This is a genomic window from Streptomyces sp. SS8 (assembly GCF_054072955.1).
Window position 1 is genome coordinate 1 of sequence record NZ_JBSVCZ010000019.1, and the last position, 18,591, is coordinate 18,591.

The 18,591-nt window shown below is 72.5% G+C and carries 15 protein-coding genes; 5 read left to right on the top strand and 10 right to left on the bottom strand.

Annotation, left to right across the window (positions count from 1 at the left end):
• Both ACW69E_RS18495 and ACW69E_RS18500 read right to left on the bottom strand, forming a co-directional pair.
• A partial coding sequence (locus ACW69E_RS18495) for a transposase (protein WP_457499469.1) occupies positions 1 to 107 on the bottom strand: 107 nt, incomplete at its 3' end.
• A 158-nt stretch (positions 108 to 265) separates the two neighbouring features.
• Positions 266 to 613 carry a hypothetical protein gene (locus ACW69E_RS18500; protein ID WP_457499366.1) on the bottom strand — a complete coding sequence of 116 codons (348 nt, stop codon included), beginning with the start codon at positions 611 to 613 and terminating at the stop codon, positions 266 to 268.
• A gap of 186 nt (positions 614 to 799) precedes the next feature.
• On the opposite strand from ACW69E_RS18500, the gene ACW69E_RS18505 reads away from it, so the two are divergent.
• Together ACW69E_RS18505 and ACW69E_RS18510 are read left to right on the top strand one after the other, a co-directional pair.
• Positions 800 to 1,654 (top strand): helix-turn-helix domain-containing protein, encoded by an 855-nt coding sequence (locus tag ACW69E_RS18505; RefSeq protein WP_457499367.1) that lies wholly within the window; start codon positions 800 to 802, stop codon positions 1,652 to 1,654.
• Positions 1,655 to 1,666: 12 nt separating this feature from the next.
• Positions 1,667 to 1,867 carry a DUF397 domain-containing protein gene (locus tag ACW69E_RS18510; protein ID WP_457499368.1) on the top strand — a complete coding sequence of 67 codons (201 nt, stop codon included), beginning with the start codon at positions 1,667 to 1,669 and terminating at the stop codon, positions 1,865 to 1,867.
• A gap of 450 nt (positions 1,868 to 2,317) precedes the next feature.
• Here the strand turns inward: ACW69E_RS18510 and ACW69E_RS18515 are convergent, their stop codons facing one another.
• On the bottom strand, positions 2,318 to 3,904 hold the full coding sequence (locus ACW69E_RS18515; protein ID WP_457499369.1) for an MFS transporter: 1,587 nt from the start codon (positions 3,902 to 3,904) through the stop codon (positions 2,318 to 2,320).
• Positions 3,905 to 4,001: 97 nt separating this feature from the next.
• On the opposite strand from ACW69E_RS18515, the gene ACW69E_RS18520 reads away from it, so the two are divergent.
• The 3 genes from ACW69E_RS18520 to ACW69E_RS18530 all read left to right on the top strand — a co-directional run bounded on the left by ACW69E_RS18520 (position 4,002) and on the right by ACW69E_RS18530 (position 9,537).
• Positions 4,002 to 6,857: a BTAD domain-containing putative transcriptional regulator gene (locus tag ACW69E_RS18520; protein WP_457499370.1), complete on the top strand. Its 2,856-nt coding sequence runs from the start codon at positions 4,002 to 4,004 to the stop codon at positions 6,855 to 6,857.
• A gap of 419 nt (positions 6,858 to 7,276) precedes the next feature.
• Positions 7,277 to 8,602: an MFS transporter gene (locus ACW69E_RS18525; RefSeq protein WP_457499371.1), complete on the top strand. Its 1,326-nt coding sequence runs from the start codon at positions 7,277 to 7,279 to the stop codon at positions 8,600 to 8,602.
• A 251-nt stretch (positions 8,603 to 8,853) separates the two neighbouring features.
• Positions 8,854 to 9,537, top strand: a complete 684-nt coding sequence (locus ACW69E_RS18530) for a fascin domain-containing protein (RefSeq protein WP_457499372.1) — start codon at positions 8,854 to 8,856, stop codon at positions 9,535 to 9,537.
• A 99-nt stretch (positions 9,538 to 9,636) separates the two neighbouring features.
• On the opposite strand, the gene ACW69E_RS18535 is transcribed toward ACW69E_RS18530, so the two are convergent.
• The 7 genes from ACW69E_RS18535 to ACW69E_RS18565 form a co-directional block, all read right to left on the bottom strand.
• Positions 9,637 to 10,914 carry a thymidine phosphorylase gene (locus tag ACW69E_RS18535; protein WP_457499373.1) on the bottom strand — a complete coding sequence of 426 codons (1,278 nt, stop codon included), beginning with the start codon at positions 10,912 to 10,914 and terminating at the stop codon, positions 9,637 to 9,639.
• A gap of 43 nt (positions 10,915 to 10,957) precedes the next feature.
• A complete protein-coding gene (locus ACW69E_RS18540; protein ID WP_457499374.1) occupies positions 10,958 to 11,404 on the bottom strand; it encodes a cytidine deaminase in 447 nt (148 codons plus the stop codon).
• Positions 11,404 to 12,669, bottom strand: a complete 1,266-nt coding sequence (locus ACW69E_RS18545) for an ABC transporter permease (RefSeq protein ID WP_457499375.1) — start codon at positions 12,667 to 12,669, stop codon at positions 11,404 to 11,406. Before ACW69E_RS18545 ends, ACW69E_RS18540 begins: the two co-directional genes overlap by 1 nt.
• Complete coding sequence (locus ACW69E_RS18550; protein ID WP_457499376.1) at positions 12,666 to 13,802, bottom strand: ABC transporter permease; 1,137 nt, start codon at positions 13,800 to 13,802, stop codon at positions 12,666 to 12,668. The genes ACW69E_RS18545 and ACW69E_RS18550 overlap by 4 nt, the downstream gene beginning before the upstream one ends.
• Positions 13,799 to 15,328, bottom strand: a complete 1,530-nt coding sequence (locus tag ACW69E_RS18555) for an ABC transporter ATP-binding protein (RefSeq protein WP_457499470.1) — start codon at positions 15,326 to 15,328, stop codon at positions 13,799 to 13,801. The genes ACW69E_RS18550 and ACW69E_RS18555 overlap by 4 nt, the downstream gene beginning before the upstream one ends.
• Positions 15,329 to 15,734: 406 nt before the next feature.
• Positions 15,735 to 16,799 (bottom strand): BMP family lipoprotein, encoded by a 1,065-nt coding sequence (locus ACW69E_RS18560; protein WP_457499377.1) that lies wholly within the window; start codon positions 16,797 to 16,799, stop codon positions 15,735 to 15,737.
• Positions 16,800 to 17,289: 490 nt separating this feature from the next.
• Entirely contained in the window at positions 17,290 to 18,537 is a 1,248-nt protein-coding gene (locus ACW69E_RS18565; RefSeq protein ID WP_457499378.1) for an amidohydrolase, read from the bottom strand.
• Positions 18,538 to 18,591: the final 54 nt, after the last annotated feature.

The window sequence follows — 18,591 nt, forward strand, 5'->3', positions numbered from 1 at the left end:
TCGGCCCTGGCCCGGATCAGCTCCTCCAGGCGTTCCGCGACCCGGCCCTCCAGGACCGGGCGGCGGTACTTCGGGCACCACACCACGTGGAGCCCGAGGTCGTACACATCGGCGGAGAAGTCCTCCCCACCGCGCTGAAGTGAGGCTTCCCCCGGCTGGATCCTGATGACGGTCTCCTCTATCGGTGCGTCACCGATCCCAGCATGCCCAACGCACCCCGCGCGGGTCCACCGCCCCCATTCACCCGAACGGGAAACCTCGCAGGTCAGGCAGCGGCGGTCCGCTCGGGCGCGGCGAGCCAGACGAGCCGGGCCGTGACGCCCGCCTCCCGCCCGAACCACCACACGGCCCGCTCCGGCGAGCCGAGCACGAACCGCGAGGCGCCGTCGGCGCCGCTCACCTGCGTACGCCCGTCCTCGTACACCGTGCCCCACGCGGCGACGCACCCGTCCAGCTCCCCGTCGCCCGCATCCCACACCTGGACCACGGCGAACTGCCGCGGCGCGAGGTCCACCACCATCGCCCGCAACTCCTCCTCGAAGCTCCCCGAGCCTGCGGCTCCGGGATTTCCGCGCGGTCCGGGGCCGCCGTTCTGCGGGGATACGGTGTTCATGAACGCCTCCTGCGGAAGGGGGGTGAACGCGACTGTGCGACCTGGCGGGAGCAGCCGCACCGGTCGCGGTGTGCCTCACCGTAGCGAGGTAGGTGGTATGCATTCCATCGAAGCAAAAGAATGCATACCCTTATCCACTCTCCGGGGCGACCACTGGGAACCGTGTACGAGCCAGGGAGAACGACCATGCCGCCGAGCAAGGTCCCACCGACCATCCGGCAACGACGCCTGGGCGCGGAGCTTCGCCGACTGAGAGAACAGGCGGGGCTGTCCGCCACCCGGGCCGGTGAACTCCACGGCACCACCCAGGCTCGCATCAGCGGCATCGAGTCCGGCGGCTACCCGGTGAGCGCCGAACGCGTACGGGCTCTGGCCCGCTTGTACTCGTGCACGGACCAGACCCTCATCGACGCCCTCGCCTCGATGACAGGCGGACGGACACGCGGCTGGTGGGAGGAGTACCGGGAGATCCTTCCGGCCGGAGCACTCGACCTCGCCGAACTCGAACACCACACGGTCTCGATGCGCATCGCCTCGGTGATCCACGTGCCCGGCCTCCTCCAGACCGCAGAACACGCACGCGCGGTCATCAGCGATGTCGTTCCCTCGCTCGCCCCGCCCGACGTGGAGCATCGCGTCTCCTTCCGGATCAAACGGCAGACAATCCTCTACAGAGACGAGCCGGTCCCGTTGACGGCGGTAATCCACGAAGCCGCCCTCCGCATGGGCTTCGGAGGCCCGGCCGTGGCCCGCGCTCAACTCACGCACCTCATCGAGATGGGCGAGCGCGAGAACATCACCGTCCTGGTGATCCGGTTCGGTGCGGGCACCTTCCCCAGTTCGGGGCAGTCCGTCGTCCACTGCCACGGCCCCGTGCCGGAGCTGGACACCATTCAACTCGACACGGACCACGGCTCAGAATTTCTCGACGCCCACGCACAGTTGATGAAGTACCGCACCGTCGTGAGTCGTATGGAAGGCTGCGCTCTCGCCCCAGCCGATTCCCGTGACCTGATGCACCGCATCGTCCGAGAGATCTGAGAAGGAGTGCGCATGTCCAACCTTGCCTGGCAGAAGTCCACTTACAGCGGCGAGGCCGCCAACTGCGTATACGTGGCCGCGAGCGACGACGGCACCATCAAGCTGCGCGAGAGCGACGGCCCCGATGCCGTTCTGACCACTACCCCCGAAAGGCTGGCCGCCTTCATACGCAGCGCGAAGGCCGGTGAGCTCGACCGCTTCACCGAGTCCTGACCTGGGCCGGGGTGCGGTGGGGGTCGGGTGCGTGCGGGGGTCGGGGCCGGTCCGGGGCGAACATTCCGGACGGCATGATTTACGGCCGTTGCCGTGCACCATCGGGTGGAGCGCCCATTGGCCGCAAATCACTCCCCTGGCCTCCGGCATGGGGAACCCCAGAGTGTCCGGAACATCCGCCCCTCCCCGCCCCCTCCCGCCGTCGCCCGGGTGCGGCCGGTTCCCGGCTGTTCGCCGCGCGGTGCCGTGATGCTCAGCACGTCGGCTCCGGGAACGGTCCCGTCGCATCTGTCCCGAAGCCCTGGGGTGCCGACGAGCCCTGCCGCCCTACCCGTCGGCAGGCAGGAGTCGGACCAAGCCGACCCGGCTGATGGTGGCGGAGGCCGTCCGGCAGCCGAGGGCCGTCGCCCTGCGCCTGCCGCCGGGCGACCGGGGCGGGGCGCACCGCGGTCAGGCTTCCGATCCGGCGGATTCCGCCGGCACGGCCTCCCCCGCCTCCGTTCCGTCGCCGCCGCCGACGGCGCCGACGGCGCCGACGGCGCCGACGTGCCGCAGCACGACGGCGGACAGGAACGAGAGCACCAGGGCGCACACCGCGGCGACGAGCATCGCGATGTTCAGCCCGGAGGTGGCCGCCTCCCTGGCCTGGTCGAGCCAGCCGGCGGGCATCCGGTGTGCCGACGAGACCGCTCCGGCGAGGCTGTCACCCGCCACGTCGGCCACCTCGGGCGGCGTACCGGCGGGGATCTCGTCGCCGATGCGGTCGCGGTAGACCGCGGTGGCCAGGCTGCCCAGGATCGCCACGCCCAGGGCGAGACCCAGTTCCTGCACGGTCTCCGACATCGCCGAGGCCGAACCGGCCTTCTCCGGCGGCGCGGCTCCCACCACCAGGTCCGTGCCCAGGGCCGCGATCGCCCCGAGCCCGAGGTAGACGAGGCCGAAGCCGGTCACCATCAGGGCGATGCCGCCCGAGGTGTCCACCTGGGTGAGCAGCACGTATCCGACCGTGGACAGCGCCAGGGCGGCGGCCACCACGATCCCCGGCGGCACACGGCGCGCGACCAGTGGCGCCCCGATCGCGGCCAGGAACATCATCATCGCGGGCGGCCCCATCCACAGGCCCGCTTCGACGGCGGGCAGTCCCTCCACGAGCTGGAGCTGCTGGGTGATCAGCAGCATCGCGCCGCCGACGCCGACCAGGCCGACGAGCAGGACGCTCAGCGCGGCGCTGAACGTGCGGTCGGAGAACAGGCGCACGTCCAGCAGCGGGCTCGCCAGCCCGCCCTGGCGCCGGACGAACAGCACCGCGAAGACCAGGCCGGTCACCGCGGCGGTGATCACGGGAACGCCGGGGCCGTCCTCGGCGAACCGCTTCACCGCGTAGATCACCGGCAGGATCGCGGTCAGCGACAGCGCGACGCTGAGCAGGTCGAACCGGCCGCCGTGCGGCGCCCGGTACTCGGGGATCAGCAGCGGCGCGGCCACCAGCAGCACGATCGCGACCGGGACCGCGAGGAGGAACGCCGAACCCCACCAGAAGTGGTCCAGCATCACGCCGCCGACCACCGGCCCGAGCGCCATGCCGAGCGCGAAGCTCGTCGCCCAGATGCCGATGGCCAGTGAGCGCTGGCGCTGCTCGGCGAACATGTTGCTGATCAGGGCCAGGGTGGAGGGCATCAGCGTGGCACCGGCGATCCCCAGGGCCGCGCGCGCGGCGATGAGCGTTTCGGCGCTGGGGGAGTAGGCGGCCAGCACGGAGACGGCTCCGAAGGCGGCGGCCCCGGTCATCAGCAGCCTGCGGCGGCCGATCCGGTCGCCCAGCGTGCCCATGGTGATCAGGAAGCCGGCGATCAGGAAGCCGTAGGCGTCCATGATCCACAGCTCTTCGGTGCCGCTCGGGCGCAGGTCCTCCGCCAGCGAGGGGAGGGCCAGGTACAGCACGGTGACGTCGAGGCCCAGCAGCACGGTGGGCAACGAGAGGACGGCCAGGCCCGTCCATTCCCGGGCACCGGCCCTGCGTACTGTCGTTGCGCTCATGGCACTCCCATGCGTTTCGAGTCCGAGAAGGTGCCCCGTCACCATGCCGACCGTCACGCACGATTTCCTGAGGGTCACCCGGCGATACACTGCGGCCATGCGTTACGGGGTGCTCGGCCCGCTGACCGTCTGGGACGCCGAGGGGCGGCCGGTCAGGGTCCCCGAAGCGAAGGTGCGTGCCCTGCTGGCGGACCTGCTGGTCCACGGGGGCGGGCCGGTTCCGGCGGACCGTCTGATCGAGGACCTGTGGGCAGGCGCCCCACCGGGCGGGTCGGTCAACACTCTGCAGACCAAGATCTCCCAGCTGCGCCGGGTACTGGGCCGGGAGCGGGTGGTCCGCGAGCCCGCCGGCTACCGGCTGCTGCTCGCGGACGACGCGGTCGACGCGCTGCGGTTCCAGGAACTGGCCGAGCGCGCCCGCGCCCACGGGGAACCGGCGGTCAGGGCGGGCCTGTTCGCCGACGCGCTCGCGCTGTGGCGGGGCCCGGCCTACGCCGATGTGGCCGGGTTCCTGTTCGCCCGCGCCGAGATCGCCCGGCTGGAGGAGCTGCGCCTCACCGTCGTCGAGGACCGGGCCGAAGCGCGGCTGACGCTGGGCGAGCACACGGCGCTGGCGGCGGAACTGGGGGATCTGGTGGCGCGGCATCCGCTGCGCGAACGGCTGCGCATGGCCCATATGCGTGCGCTGTACCGGGCCGGGCGGCAGGGCGATGCGCTGCGGAGCTTCCAGGAGCTGCGGCGCCGGCTGGCGGAGGAGCTGGGGGTGTCGCCCGGGCCGGAAGTCTCCGCGCTGCACGAGGCGATCCTGCGCCAGGAGCCGCGGCTGGCCACGCCCGCCGTCGGGTCGCTGTCGTGCCGTACCAACCTGCCCGCTGCGCTGACCCCGCTGATCGGCCGGCGCGAGGCGGTCGAACAGGTGCGGGCACGGCTGGGTCCGGGTGCGGACACCCGCCTCGTCACGCTCACCGGTCTCGGCGGAGTGGGGAAGACGCGGCTGGCGATCGCCGCGGCGCACGGGATGGCCGAACGGTTCCCCGACGGCGTGTGGCTGGTCGAACTCGCCGGTCTGGGCGCCGCGTCGGCCCCGGACGACATCGCCGAGCGGGTCATCACGGCGCTGGGCCTGTGCGACACCGCGGCCACGGAGCCGGACCTGGACGATCTGGTGGGCTGGCTGTGCCGGGCGGTGGCCGACAGGCAACTGCTGATCCTGCTGGACAACTGTGAGCACCTCGTCGAGCCGGTCGCCGTGTTCGCCAAGGCCCTGCTGTCGGCGGTGCCCGCGGGGCACCTGCTGGCCACCAGCCAGGAGGTGCTCGGCATTCCCGGCGAGGTGGTGCATCCGGTGCCTCCGCTGGCGTTGCCGCAGGACACCGCCTCGGAGGCGGTCGCCCGGTCCAGCGCCGTCGAGCTGTTCGTGGAACGCGCATCGGCAGCGGTACCCGGCTTCGCCCTCGACGCGGACAACGCGGCGGCCGTTTCCGCCATCTGCCGTCGACTCGACGGTATTCCGCTCGCGCTGGAACTCGTTGCGCCCCGGCTGCGGACGCTGAGCCCGCAGGAGCTCGTCTCCTGTCTGGACGACCGGTTCGCCCCGCCCGAGGTCCGGGTGCGCGGGCTTCCGGCCCGGCAGCAGACGCTGCGGGGCATGCTCGGCTGGAGCTGGCAGCTGCTGACCGCGGGCGAGCGGACCGTGCTGCGGCGCCTGGCCGTACACGCGGACGGCTGCACCCTGTCGTCCGCCGGGGCGGTCTGCGCCGACCGGGACCTGGACGCCGAGCGGGTGCCCGAACTGCTGTCCCGGCTGGTGGACCGCTCGCTGGTGGCCCGTGAGGCGAACCGGTTCCGGCTGCTCGAATCGGTGGCCGCCTACTGCGCCGAACGACTGGCGGAGGCGGGCGAGGAGGCTGCCGTCCGTGCGCGGTTCGTGCGCTTCCACACCGAGTCGGCCGAACGGGAGAGCGAGCGACTGCGCGGCCCGGACCAGCGGCGCTGCCTGGAGCGCCTGGACGCGGAGACCGTCAACCTGCGCCGCGCTCTCGACCTCGCGGTCACCGGGGGTGCCGCCGGGTACGCGGTACGGCTTGTGAACGCGCTGGCGTGGTACTGGTTCCTGCGCGGGCGGCTCACCGAGGCCCGCAGGTCGCTCCAGAGGGCGCTGGCCGCCGACGGCGGGACCGCTTCGGCCGCGCGCCTGGCGGCGCGGGCCTGGCTGACCGGCTTCGAGCTGCGCATGTCCTCGGCCGGTGGGACGCCGGTCCCGGCGGGTGAGGACCCGGCGTCCGGTGTCGACGATCCTGTGCTGCGGGCCCGGTTGCAGTGGTTCGTCGGCACCGGTCTGGCCGGCCGCGGCCACCACCGCGAGGGGTGGCGGCTGGTGGAGGCGAGCCTGGCCGGTGCGCGCGCCGCCCGGGACCGCTGGGGCGAGGCCGCGGCGCTGGTCGAACTCGCGGGCCACGATCCGGCCCGGGGCGAATCCCACGCGGAACTGGGCGCCGCGCTGTTCCAGGAGGCCGGTGACCGCTGGGGGCGGCTCCGGGCCGTCCGGGCCCTGGCGCTCACGGCCGACCTCGACGGTGACCACGCGCGGACGGAGCGGCTGCACCGGGAGGGCCTCCTGGCCGCCGAGGAACTCGGGCTGTGGACCGAGGTCGTCGAGGCACTGATCTGGCTCGGCAGGACCGCCCTGGCGGGCGGCCACGCCTCGCGGGCGGCGGAACTGTACGAGCGCGCGCTGTCCGTGTCGGCCGAACGGGCCTACAGCCGGGGCGAGATCCGTGCCGAGATCGGTCTGGGGCTCGCCGCGCGTCTCCGCGGCGACCGGGAGGCCGCCAGGCGCCATCTGAACCGGGCACTGGCCAAAAGCGGTTCGTGGGGCCACGCCGCCGATGCCGCGGCCGCACTCGCGGAACCGGGCAGAGACCGCCCACCCGCAGCCGGGCGACGGCGGTAGAGGACGGGGAGGGGCGGATTTTCCGGACACTCCGGGGTCCCCCATACCGGAGGCCAGGGGAGTTATTTGCGGCCAATAGGCGCTCCACCCGACGGTGCACGGCAACGGCCGTAAATACTGCCGTCCGGAATGTTCGCCCCGGACCGGCCCCGCCCCCGCACCCGTTCAGGAGGCAGGTGCGAGGAGTTCACCGCGGCACCAACGGCCCGTGCCGGCGACCAGGAGAACCTGTTCCAGTGGCCGAAAGTTTTTCGGCCGATCCCTTTCTCCCGACCGGAACGGAGCTTGGTCGCACACGGTCGGCATTTGAGGGGGAAAACGCTTGCACCGAGCACTGGCGCATGTGTTCAATGGCGCCGCCCGAGTCCGTGTGCGGCCCTGTCGCCCGCCCCCGGACGGGCATCAGGGAAGGAAATCCAGTGACGGTACCGCAGCCCGCGACCACGCCCCCCTTGCGCACTCCGGCCGCCGTGGCGGTGGTCGTGGCGCTGGCGGTGGCCCTGTTCTCCCTGAGCACGGTGGAGACCCTGCCGGTCGGCCTGCTCCCGGTCATCGCCGGGGACCTGGACGTGTCGAGGTCGGCGGTGGGCCTGCTGGTGACCGGCTACGGCCTGGTCGTGGCGGTGGCCTCGGTGCCCCTGACGCACCTGGTCCGCAGGGTGCCGCGGCGCGCGCTGCTCATCGTGCTGCTGAGCGTCTTCGTCGCCGCGAACCTGGTCTCCGCGGCGACCCCGGGCTACTGGGTGCTGCTCGCCGCGCGGATCGCGGTCGCGCTGACCCACGCGGTGTTCTGGTCGATCGTCGCGGCCACCGCCGCCGGACTGTTCCCGCCCGAGGTGCGGGGCAAGGTGGTCGCCGGGCTGTTCTCCGGGTTGTCCCTGGCCGCTGTCGTGGGCGTGCCGGCGGGCACCTGGCTGGGTCAGCAGGCGGGCTGGCGGATCCCGTTCACGGTGATGAGCGCCTTCGGCCTGCTCGCCCTCGTCACGATCGCGGCCCTGCTGCCGCCCGTGGCTCCGGGGGGCGGTCACGCCTCGGTCGGGGCCGAACCGAGTGCCCGCCGGTTCGCGGTCCTGATGGTGACGACCGCCCTGGTGATCTGGGGTGTGTTCAGCGGCTACACCTACATCACCGCCTTCCTCACCGATGTGGCCGGATTCCCGCAGTCGGCCGTGGCCCCGGTGCTGCTGGCGTCGGGGGTGGCCGGGATCGCGGGCACCTACGCGGCCGGCGCCCTCGTGGACCGCCGCCCCCGGCACACCATGGCGTCGGCCGTGGCCCTGCTGGCGACAGCGATGTGGGGGCTGTACCTGTCCGGCGGCACCCGCCCCGCGGCGGTCTGCCTGGTCGCCCTGCTGGGGTTCTCCATGGCCGCCATGACCACCGCCCTGCAGAGCAGGATCCTCCAGGTGGCGCCCGGCAGTACCGAGATCGCCTCGGCGGCAGGATCGGCGGTCTTCAACGTCGGCATCGCCGGCGGCTCCTTCACCGGCGGTCTGCTGCTGCCCACCGGGGCCGGGGTGAGGGGGGCGATCCTGGTCGGTGGGGTGCTCACCACCGGGGCGCTCGTGGTGCTGCTGTGCGAGCCGTGGGCCGCCCGCCGCGAACCTGTCCGGGAGGGCCTCCCGGAAAAGGCCCCCGCGTTTCAGGGACCCGGCGAACGGATTCCTTCCTCCGCGTTAACCCGGGGTTGCGGAATCGGTCGCCCCGGGGGAATTCCTTTCCGATCCGGAAAACGAATGGAATGAGCACCGCCGGAGGAAGGCGTCCGCCGATAGTCTGGCGCCGCCTCGTGGATCAGCGCGGGGCAGCCGCGGGAGCGTCCGAGGGGAGGGCGTTCCGATCGCGGTTCCGGGGGTGCGGTGGAGGCAGGGGGGAATCGCCGCGCGGACGACCGCGCGTTCCGGTACACGCAGGCGCCCGAAGGCGCCGAATTCGCTTCTCCGCCGCCCCGGAATCATCGCCGATTCACCGAAGGTGAGGACGACCCGTGCGACGCATGACCTCCGTTCTTCTGGCTCTGAGCGCTCTGGTGGGGGCCTCCGCGCTGACCGCCCCGGCGGCCGTGGCCGCCCCCCAGACCGGCCGCCCGGCCGCCGCGCAGACCGCCGTACCGGCCGGCTGGGAGGTGGTCGAGGGTGACGAGGTGGCCGCTCCGAACGGCGAGCGCTCCCCCGCCGCCCAGGGGCCCGCCGCCCAGAACCTCACCGAGCAGGGCTCGGAGGCGGACGAGGTCTCCCTCATCGCGATGCAGTCGGTCCGCAACCAGCGGTTCGTGACGACCGAGAAGAACTACCCGGCCCCCAACACCGGTGCACTGCGGGCCCGTTCCGCCGAGTACGGCGGTTCCTGGGAGGGCTTCGCCTTCGAGTGGGACGACACCACCGAGACCTACGCCCTGAGGTCGCTGGCCAACAACCTGTACGTGGCGGTGGAGAAGAACTTCACCGGCAGCTCCCAGAACCTGCTGCGCGCCCGCTCCACCGGTGTGGGCGGCTGGGAGCGGTTCGTCGTGTACTACAACGAGGAGCTGGACCGCTGGGCGCTCCAGTCCACGCTGAACGGCCTCTTCGTCGCCATGGAGAACGGCTACACCGGCTCGCTCCAGTACGCCCTGCGCGCCCGTTCCGCCCAGATCGGCGGTTCGTGGGAGGAGTTCGCCTTCTACGGGCTGGAGGCCTGAGCCCCGGCCGGACGGACAGGCGCCCGTACCCCACGTCCCGGGGGTACGGGCGCCTCCGTGTGCGCACCGCCCACGGCGTACCGGCCGCCGGGGCGGGGGTCAGGCGATGCGGTCGAGGATCAGGGGGGTGGGCTCGGCCGAGGCCGTGTCGGCGATCCCGATCGCGTCGCCGGCAAGGGCTTCGAGTGCGTAGTCGAAGCGCTCGGGGGTGTCGGTGTGGAGGGTCAGCAGCGGGGCGCCGGCGGTGATCCGGTCGCCGGGCTTGGCGTGCAGCTCCACCCCCGCACCGGCCTGCACCGGGTCCTCCTTGCGGGCGCGGCCCGCGCCCAGGCGCCAGGCCGCGACGCCGACGGCGTACGCGTCCAGCTTCGTCAGGGTGCCGGAGGCGGGGGCGGTCACGGTGTGCCGTTCGCGGGCGGTGGGCAGGGGCGCGTCCGGGTCGCCGCCCTGGGCGGCGACCATGCGGCGCCAGTGGTCCATGGCCGAGCCGTCGGCGAGCGCCCGGGAGGGGTCGGCGTCCGGCAGTCCGGCGGCGGTGAGCATCTCGCGGGCCAGCGCCAGCGTCAGCTCGACGACGTCGGCCGGGCCGCCGCCGGCCAGGACCTCCACCGACTCGCGGACCTCCAGGGCGTTGCCCGCGGTCAGGCCGAGCGGGGTGGACATGTCGGTGAGCAGGGCGACGGTCTTGACCCCGTGGTCGGTGCCGAGCCCGACCATGGTGGAGGCCAGCTCCCGGGCGTCGCCCAGGTTCTTCATGAACGCGCCGGAGCCGACCTTGACGTCCAGGACGAGCGAGCCCGTGCCCTCGGCGATCTTCTTGGACATGATCGAGGAGGCGATCAGGGGGATCGCCTCGACGGTGCCGGTGACGTCGCGCAGGGCGTAGAGCTTCTTGTCGGCCGGGGCCAGTCCGTCGCCGGCCGCGCAGATCACCGCGCCGACCGAGCGCAGGACGTCCATCATCTCGTCGTTGCTCAGCAGCGCCCGCCAGCCGGGGATCGACTCCAGCTTGTCCAGCGTTCCGCCGGTGTGGCCCAGGCCGCGGCCGGAGAGCTGGGGAACGGCCGCGCCGCAGGCGGCGACCAGCGGGGCGAGCGGCAGGGTGATCTTGTCGCCGACGCCGCCGGTGGAGTGCTTGTCGGCGGTGGGGCGGGGCAGGGAGGAGAAGTCCATCCGCTCGCCGCTGTGGATCATCGCGGCGGTCCAGCGGGCGATCTCCTCGCGCTCCATGCCGTTGAGCAGGATCGCCATGGCCAGGGCCGACATCTGCTCGTCGGCGACCTCGCCTCGGGTGTAGGCGTCGATGACCCAGTCGATCTGGGCGTCGCTGAGACGGCCCCGGTCGCGCTTGGTGCGGATGACGGAGATGGCGTCCATCGGGGGGTGTCGCTCCTTGGGGGTCGGGTGCGCCGGGCGCGGGTCAGGGGCCGGTGGAGCCGGTGGGTCCGTCCGCGCCGGCGAGGTGGTCGGGGCCGAAGGCGTCGGGGAGGAGGTCGGACAGCGGCCGGACGCCGGAGGCGGTGTCGACCGCCAGGTCCGGGCCGCCGTGCTCCCACAGCAGCTGGCGGCAGCGGCCGCACGGCATGAGGATCTCGCCGCGACCGTCGCAGCAGGTGAAGGCCACCAGCCTGCCGCCGCCGGTGGCGGCCAGCTCCGAGACCAGGCCGCACTCGGCGCACAGCCCGATGCCGTAGGAGGCGTTCTCCACGTTGCAGCCGCCGACGATCCGGCCGTCGTCCACCAGCGCGGCGGCGCCGACCGGGTACTCGGAGTACGGGACGTAGGCCCGGGACATCAGCTCCCGGGCCCGCTCCCGCAGCGCCGGCCAGTCGGCCCGGCCGGCGCTGGTCGCGGGGGACTCGCTCACTACTTGCCCTCGCCCTTCCGGTAGGCGTGCCCGTTGGCCTTGGGCATCCGCAGCCGCTGCGCGGACATGGCCAGCACCAGCAGCGTGGCGACGTACGGGGCGGCGCTGACGAACTGGCTGGGCACCTGGTCCACCGAGGAGTACCAGACGAACAGCACCAGGCCGCAGACCGCCGCGACCGCGCCGGTCAGGTACTTCTTCCGGTAGATCGCCCAGGCGGTGGCCAGCACCAGCAGGATCGCCAGCAGCAGGAGCAGGGCGTGGACGTTCTGGCCGCCGCCGCGCAGGTTGAGGCTGTCGGTGTAGCCGAACAGGCCGGCGCCCAGGGCGAGACCGCCCGGCATCCAGTTGCCGAAGATCATCGCGGCGAGGCCGATGTAGCCGCGTCCGCCGGTCTGGCCCTCCAGGTAGATGTTGGAGGCGACCTCGGCGAGGAACGCGCCGCCCATGCCGGCGAAGCCGCCGGAGATCATCACGGCGATGTACTTGTACTTGTAGACGTTGACGCCCAGGCTCTCGGCCGCGATCGGGTTCTCGCCGCAGGAGCGCAGCCGCAGGCCGAAGCCGGTGTTCCACAGCACCCACCGGCTGAGCGGGATCATGGCGACGGCCACGATCGTCAGCAGGGAGAGGTTGGTGACCAGTCCGCCGAGCAGCCCGGCGACGTCGGAGACGACGAACCAGTGCTTGGCGTTGAGCGTCGCCATCGCGTCGGACAGCCCGGGGACGGTGATCTGGCCTATCGACTCGATGGGCGGGGACTGCTTGCTGGTGCCGCTCTCCATCTCGGCGAAGGTGAAGCTGGACAGGTAGCGGGTGGCGCCGACGGCGAGGATGTTGATGGCCACACCGGAGACGATGTGGTTGACGCCGAAGCTGACGGTGGCGATCGCGTGCAGCAGACCGCCCAGCGCGCCGCCGACGATGCCCATGACCACGCCCGTCCACGGGCCCCACTGGACGCCGGCCCAGGCGCCGAACCAGGTGCCCAGGATCAGCATGCCCTCCAGACCGATGTTGATCACACCGGCCCGTTCGGCCCACAGGCCGCCCAGTCCGGCCAGTCCGATGGGGACGGCCAGCCGCAGGGCGGCGGAGGTCTGTCCGACGGAGGTGATGCCGTGGGCACCGGTGATCAGCCGCACGGCGGAGACGAGCACCAGCAGGCCCGCGATCACGAGCATCCACTCGGCCAGGGTCAGCCGGCGGCGGGCGGACTTCTTCGGCTGCTGTGCGGCCGGCCGCTCGTCGAGGACGGTGCTCATGCCGACACCTCCTTGCGGTTCTTCGGACCGGTGCCGTCGCCCTCGCCTGCGGCGGCGGCCTCGGCGGCGAGCTCCTCGCCGACCTTCTGCTGCTGGCGGCGCAGGCCGTAGCGGCGCACGGACTCGTAGCTGATGACGACCGCCATCACGATCAGGCCCTGCATGATCGTGGCGATCTCCTTCTCGTAGCCGTTGTAGTCGAGCGTCGGCGACGCCTTGTCGAGGAAGGCGATGAGCAGCGCTCCGAGGGCTATGCCGAGGGGGTGGTTCCGGCCGAGCAGGGCGATGGTGATGCCGGTGAAGCCGACGCCCGCGGGGAAGTCCAGGCTGTAGGTGTGGGCGTCGCCGAGCAGGACGGGCATGCCGGCCAGGCCGGCGACCGCGCCGGAGATCAGCATGCTGGTGAGCACCATGCGCCTGGCGTCGACGCCGCTGGCGGAGGCGGCGCTGGGGCTGGCGCCGGTGGCGCGCAGGTCGAAGCCGAACCGGGTGCGGTTCAGGACCAGCCAGTACAGCAGGCCGCACAGGGCGGCGACGGCGGTGAAGCCGTAGATCTCGCCGGCCGCGCCCATGTCGATGCCGGGGAACCAGCCCGACTCGGGGATCTTCCCGGTGGTGAGGTTGTTGCCGCGCGGCTCGCCGAACTGGGCGGGCAGGACGAGGTAGGCGATGATGCTGGTGGCGATGGAGTTGAGCATGATCGTCGAGACGACCTCGCTCACCCCGCGGGTGGTCTTCAGGATGCCCGCGATGCCGGCCCAGAAGCCGCCCACCAGCATCGCGACGACCAGGATCAGCAGGACGTGCAGGGGGCCGGGCAGGGTGACCGAGGCTCCGACGACGGCGGCGGCCATGGCGGCGAGCCGGTACTGACCGTCGACCCCGATGTTGAACAGGTTCATGCGGAAGCCGACGGCCACCGCGAGCGCCGCCAGGTAGTACGTGGCGGCCTGGTTGACGATGAGCACCTGGATGTCGGCGTGCATCGCGTACTCGGCCATCAGCACGTACGGCTGGACGGGGTTGAGGCCGGAGGCGACCAGCACCACCGAGGTCAGCAGCACGGCGACGACGATGGCCAGCACCGGCCCGCCGAGGGCCAGGACCATCCGGTCCCTGTCGAACTTCTTCATCGGTCCTCTCCCCCGTCCCGGCCCGTGGCGGCGGTCCCGTCGGCGGCTGCTGCGGCGGCTTCGACCGCCGCCTCGTCGTCGAGACGGCCACAGGCGGCGCCGGTCATGGCGGAGCCCAGGGCCTCAGGGGTGATCGTGGCGGGGTCGGCTTCGGCGACCAGTCGGCCGCGGTACATCACGCGCAGGGTGTCGGACAGGCCGATCAGCTCGTCGAGGTCGGCGGAGATCAGCAGGACGGCCAGGCCGGCGCGGCGCGCGGTGCGGATCTGGTCCCAGATCTGCGCCTGCGCGCCGACGTCCACGCCGCGCGTGGGGTGGGCGGCGATCAGGAGCCGGGGGGTGTGGCTCATCTCGCGGCCCACGATCAGCTTCTGCTGGTTGCCGCCGGACAGGGAGGCCGCGGTGACGTCGATGCCGGGGGTGCGCACGTCGTACTCGGCGACGATCCGCTCGGTGTCGGCGCGGGCGGCCTTGATGTCCAGCCAGGGTCCCCTGCTGTTGGGGGGCTCGGTGACGTGCCCGAGTATGCGGTTCTCCCACAGGGGGGACTCCAGCAGCAGTCCGTGGCGGTGGCGGTCCTCGGGGATGTAGCCGACGCCGCCCTCGCGGCGGCGTCGGGTGGGCCAGCCGGTGACGTCCTCGTCGCCGAGGACGATGGTCCCGCCGTCGGCCTGGCGCATGCCGACCAGCGCCTCGATCAGCTCGGTCTGGCCGTTGCCCTCCACGCCGGCCAGGCCCAGCACCTCACCCTTGTGGATGGTGAAGGAGACACCGTCCAGGATGGTGCGGGCGCCGTCGACCGGGTCGTGGCCGGTGAGGGTGAGGCCGTCCACCCTCAGCATGGGGGTGTCGGTGACGGTGGACTCGCGGGTCTCCGGGGAGGGCAGCTCGGCGCCGACCATCAGCTCGGCGAGCTGCTTGACGGTGACGTCGCCGGGGGTGACGGAGGCGACGGTGGTGCCGCGCCGGATGACGGTGATGTCGTCGGCGACCGAGAGCACCTCGCCCAGCTTGTGCGAGATGAAGATGACGGTGAGGCCCTCCGCCTTCAGCTCGCGGAGGTTGGCGAAGAGCGCGTCCACCTCCTGCGGCACGAGCACGGCGGTCGGCTCGTCGAGGATGAGGATGCGGGCGCCGCGGTAGAGGACCTTGAGGATCTCCACGCGCTGCCGGTCTGCGACCCCGAGGTCCTCCACCACGGCGTCGGGGCGGATGCCCAGGCCGTAGGCCTCGGAGATCTCCCTGATCCGGGCGCGGGCCTTGGCGCCGATCCCGTACAGCTTCTCGCTGCCCAGGACGGTGTTCTCCGCGACGGTGAGGTTGTCGGCCAGCATGAAGTGCTGGTGGACCATGCCGATGCCGCGGGCGATGGCGTCGCCGGGGTCGGAGAAGGCGACCTCCTGGCCGTCGACGGCGACGGTGCCCTCGTCCGGCTTCTGCATGCCGTAGAGGATCTTCATCAGGGTCGACTTGCCGGCGCCGTTCTCGCCGACGATGGCGTGCACGGTCCCCTTGCGGACGGACATGTGGATGTCGTGGTTGGCGACGACGCCGGGGAAGCGCTTGGTGATCCCGGTCAGTTCGACGGCGGGAGGACTGCTGGACGCGTTGATGGTGCACTCTCCTCGGGCTAAGGAGTGGCTCGTAGGGAGCACGGCGGGGGCGGGTGGCCACGGGGCGGGCCGGGGGCCGTGCGGGTGAGGGCGACGCTACCGCCTCGACGGTTGACTACGCGCGTAGAGCGTTTTCCGTGCGGTGGGCCCGGCCGGAAGGGGGCCGCCGCCGCGGGCGGTGCGGTCCTCCTCCGGCCGGGCCCGTGCCGGGGGCTGTGCCGGGGCCGCGCCGTCCGTGCGGGCGGCGGCCGGACGTCCCGGGGGACGCCCGGCCCCGCTCTCACTCCGGCGCCGGGCCGGATCGGCCGGGCGGGGAGGGTCAGGACCCGGCGCTGACCTTGATCTCGCCGCCGACGATGCCCTCCCGGGCCTTCTTCACGGCCTCCTGCAGCTCGGTCATCTCGGTGAAGGCCGGGTTGGAGTCGGACAGGTTCACACCGCCGGACTCCAGGTCGAAGCGGCTCTCACCGCTCATCGGCTCACCGTTCTGGACGGACTCGACCAGGTTGTAGACCGCGCCGGAGACATCCTTGGTCATGGAGGTAAGGATGTTGTCCTTGTACTTGGCCAGCGTCTTCTGCTCGTACTGGTCGGAGTCGACGCCGATGACCCACTTGTCCTTGGCGGCGACCGCCTCGATGACGCCCTGGCCCGCGAGGCCGGCGGCGTGGTAGATCACGTCGGCCTTGTCGTCGAGCTGGCCGCGCGCGGCCTCCTTGCCGAGGTCCGGCTTGGAGAAGCCGTCCATGTTCGGCGGCTGGGTCAGGTACTGGGTCTTGACCTTGATGGACTTGTCGGTGTCCTTCACGCCCTGGACGAAGCCCGCCTCGAACTTCTTGATCAGCGGGACCTCGACGCCGCCGACGAAGCCGACGACCTTGGACTCGGTGGCCTTGGCCGCGGCCACGCCCGCCAGGTAGGAGCCCTCCTCCTCGCTGAAGACGAGATTGGCGACGTTGTCCGCCTGGACGGTGTTGTCGTCGATCAGGCCGAAGGTGGTCTTCGGGAACTTCTCGGCGACCTCCTCGATCGGCTCGGCGTAGGCGAAGCCCACACCGATCACGGGGTTGTAGCCCTGGCGGGCAAGGTCGGTGAGGCGCTGGACCTTGTCGGCGTCCGACTCGCCGTCGGAGGGCTCGACGTCCTCGCCGCCGATGCCGAACTCCTTCTTCGCCTTCTCGAAGCCGGCGTAGGCGGCGTCGTTGAACGACTGGTCGCCACGGCCTCCGACGTCGTAGGCGAGGGCTATGCCCTTGCCCTTCTTGGCGGAGTCGGAGGAGTCCGAGGAGCCGGACTCGGTGGATGTGCCGCCACACGCGGTGGCGCTGAGGGCGAGGGCCGCGGCGGTGCCGACCGCGGCAGCGAGCTTGCTTACCCGGCGCAAGAGGACTTCCCTTCGCTCGAAGCGCCTCCGTTGGCGCTGGCTTCCGCCGCATCGTAACGCGCGTAGATGCCAGGAAAAGGGCTCTTGCGGAGCCGTTATCAGTTCGGTGTTAACGGGTGGTGCCCGCACCCTTGTGGAGGGTGACGCGGAGGCGTCCCGCGGGATGCCGGGCATCGCGGGCACCGGACGGCGGGGCGGGCCGCAGGCGGTGGCGCCGGGGCCGGGTCCTTCCGCCCGGCCGCCTCCCACCTGCGCTTTCCCGCCCGCCGCGGAGGCCGGACGGCGAAGGCGGCGGGCCCGGGAGCGTGACGGCCGGAGAGCGGGGACGCCCCGCCGGCCGCCGTCCGGGAGACGGCGTGAGACTGGTCACGTGGACCGGGCCGGGCAACCTCCCGCGCAGCCGCGGCTCTTGGGCCGTACACCCCGCCCGGCCTCCCCCGCCCGGCCTCCTCCGTGCGGCCGGCGCCGTACGGCCCCGCGCGCTCGCGTCCTACTCGCGCTCGGCGTCGAGCAGGGCGGCGGCCGTGAACAGCTCGACGCCCGCCGCGATGGCGCTCTCGTCGACGTCGAAGTCGCCCTGGTGCAGGTCGCGCGGCGCGCGGTCGCCCGGCGGGCGCACTCCGAGGCGGGCCATCGCGCCGGGGACGTGCTCCAGGTACCAGGAGAAGTCCTCGCCGCCCAGGCTCTGCTCGGTGTCCTCGACCGAGTCGTGGCCGCGCCGGGAGACCATGGCGTCGCGCAGCAGCTCGGCGGTGGCCCGCTCGTTGACCACCGGGGGGACGCCGCGGATGTAGTTGAGCTCGAACTTGGCGCGGTGCAGCGTGGCGACCTCGTCGATCGCCGCGTGCACCAGGTCGGGCGCGACCCGCCAGGCGGGCAGGTCCAGGCAGCGGATGGTGCCGGACAGCTCGGCGTGCTGCGGGATGACGTTGGGGGCGTGGCCCGCCTCCAGCCGTCCCCAGGTCAGGGCGAGCCCGGCGCGGGTGTCCACGCGGCGGGCGAGCACCGCCGGGACCTCGGTGACGATCTTGGCCGCCGCCGTGACCAGATCGGTGGTCAGGTGCGGGCGCGCGGTGTGACCGCCGGGGCCGTCGAGGGAGAGCTCCAGCCGGTCGCAGGCGGAGGTGATGGGGCCGGCGCGCAGGCCGATGCGCCCGGCCTCGACCTTGGGGTCGCAGTGGACGGCGAGGATCCGGCCCACCCCTTCCAGCACCCCGGCCTCGATGGCGTCGGTCGCGCCGCCCGGCAGCACCTCCTCGGCGGGCTGGAACAGCAGCCTCACCGAGTGCGGCAGCCCGCCGCGGCGCGCCAGGTCGGCCAGGACGATCCCGGCGCCGAGCACGGCGGTGGTGTGGACGTCGTGGCCGCAGGCGTGCGCCCGGTCGGGGACCGTCGAGCGGTAGGGGACGGTCTTGGTGTCGGGGATGGGGAGCGCGTCGATGTCGGCGCGCAGCGCCAGCATCGGGCGCACGCCCGCCTTGGCGTCCGCCCCGCCGGGGTGGACGTCGCAGATCAGTCCCGTGCCACCGGGGAGCACCCGGGGGGTGAGCCCGGCCTTCTCCAGCCGCTCCCGGATGGCGGCGGTGGTCCGGAACTCCTGATGGCCCAGCTCGGGGTGCATGTGCAGGTCCCGGCGGAAGGCGATGAGCTCGGCACGGAGGGCCTCCGGCACGGCGCCGGGCAGCGGCGTCTCACCGGTGGTCCGGATACTGGACTCTGGCGACAACAACTGGCTCACCCTGTCGAGGGTAAGCCCAGGTGACAGCCGTGTGCAGAGAGAACGGTGAAAGTT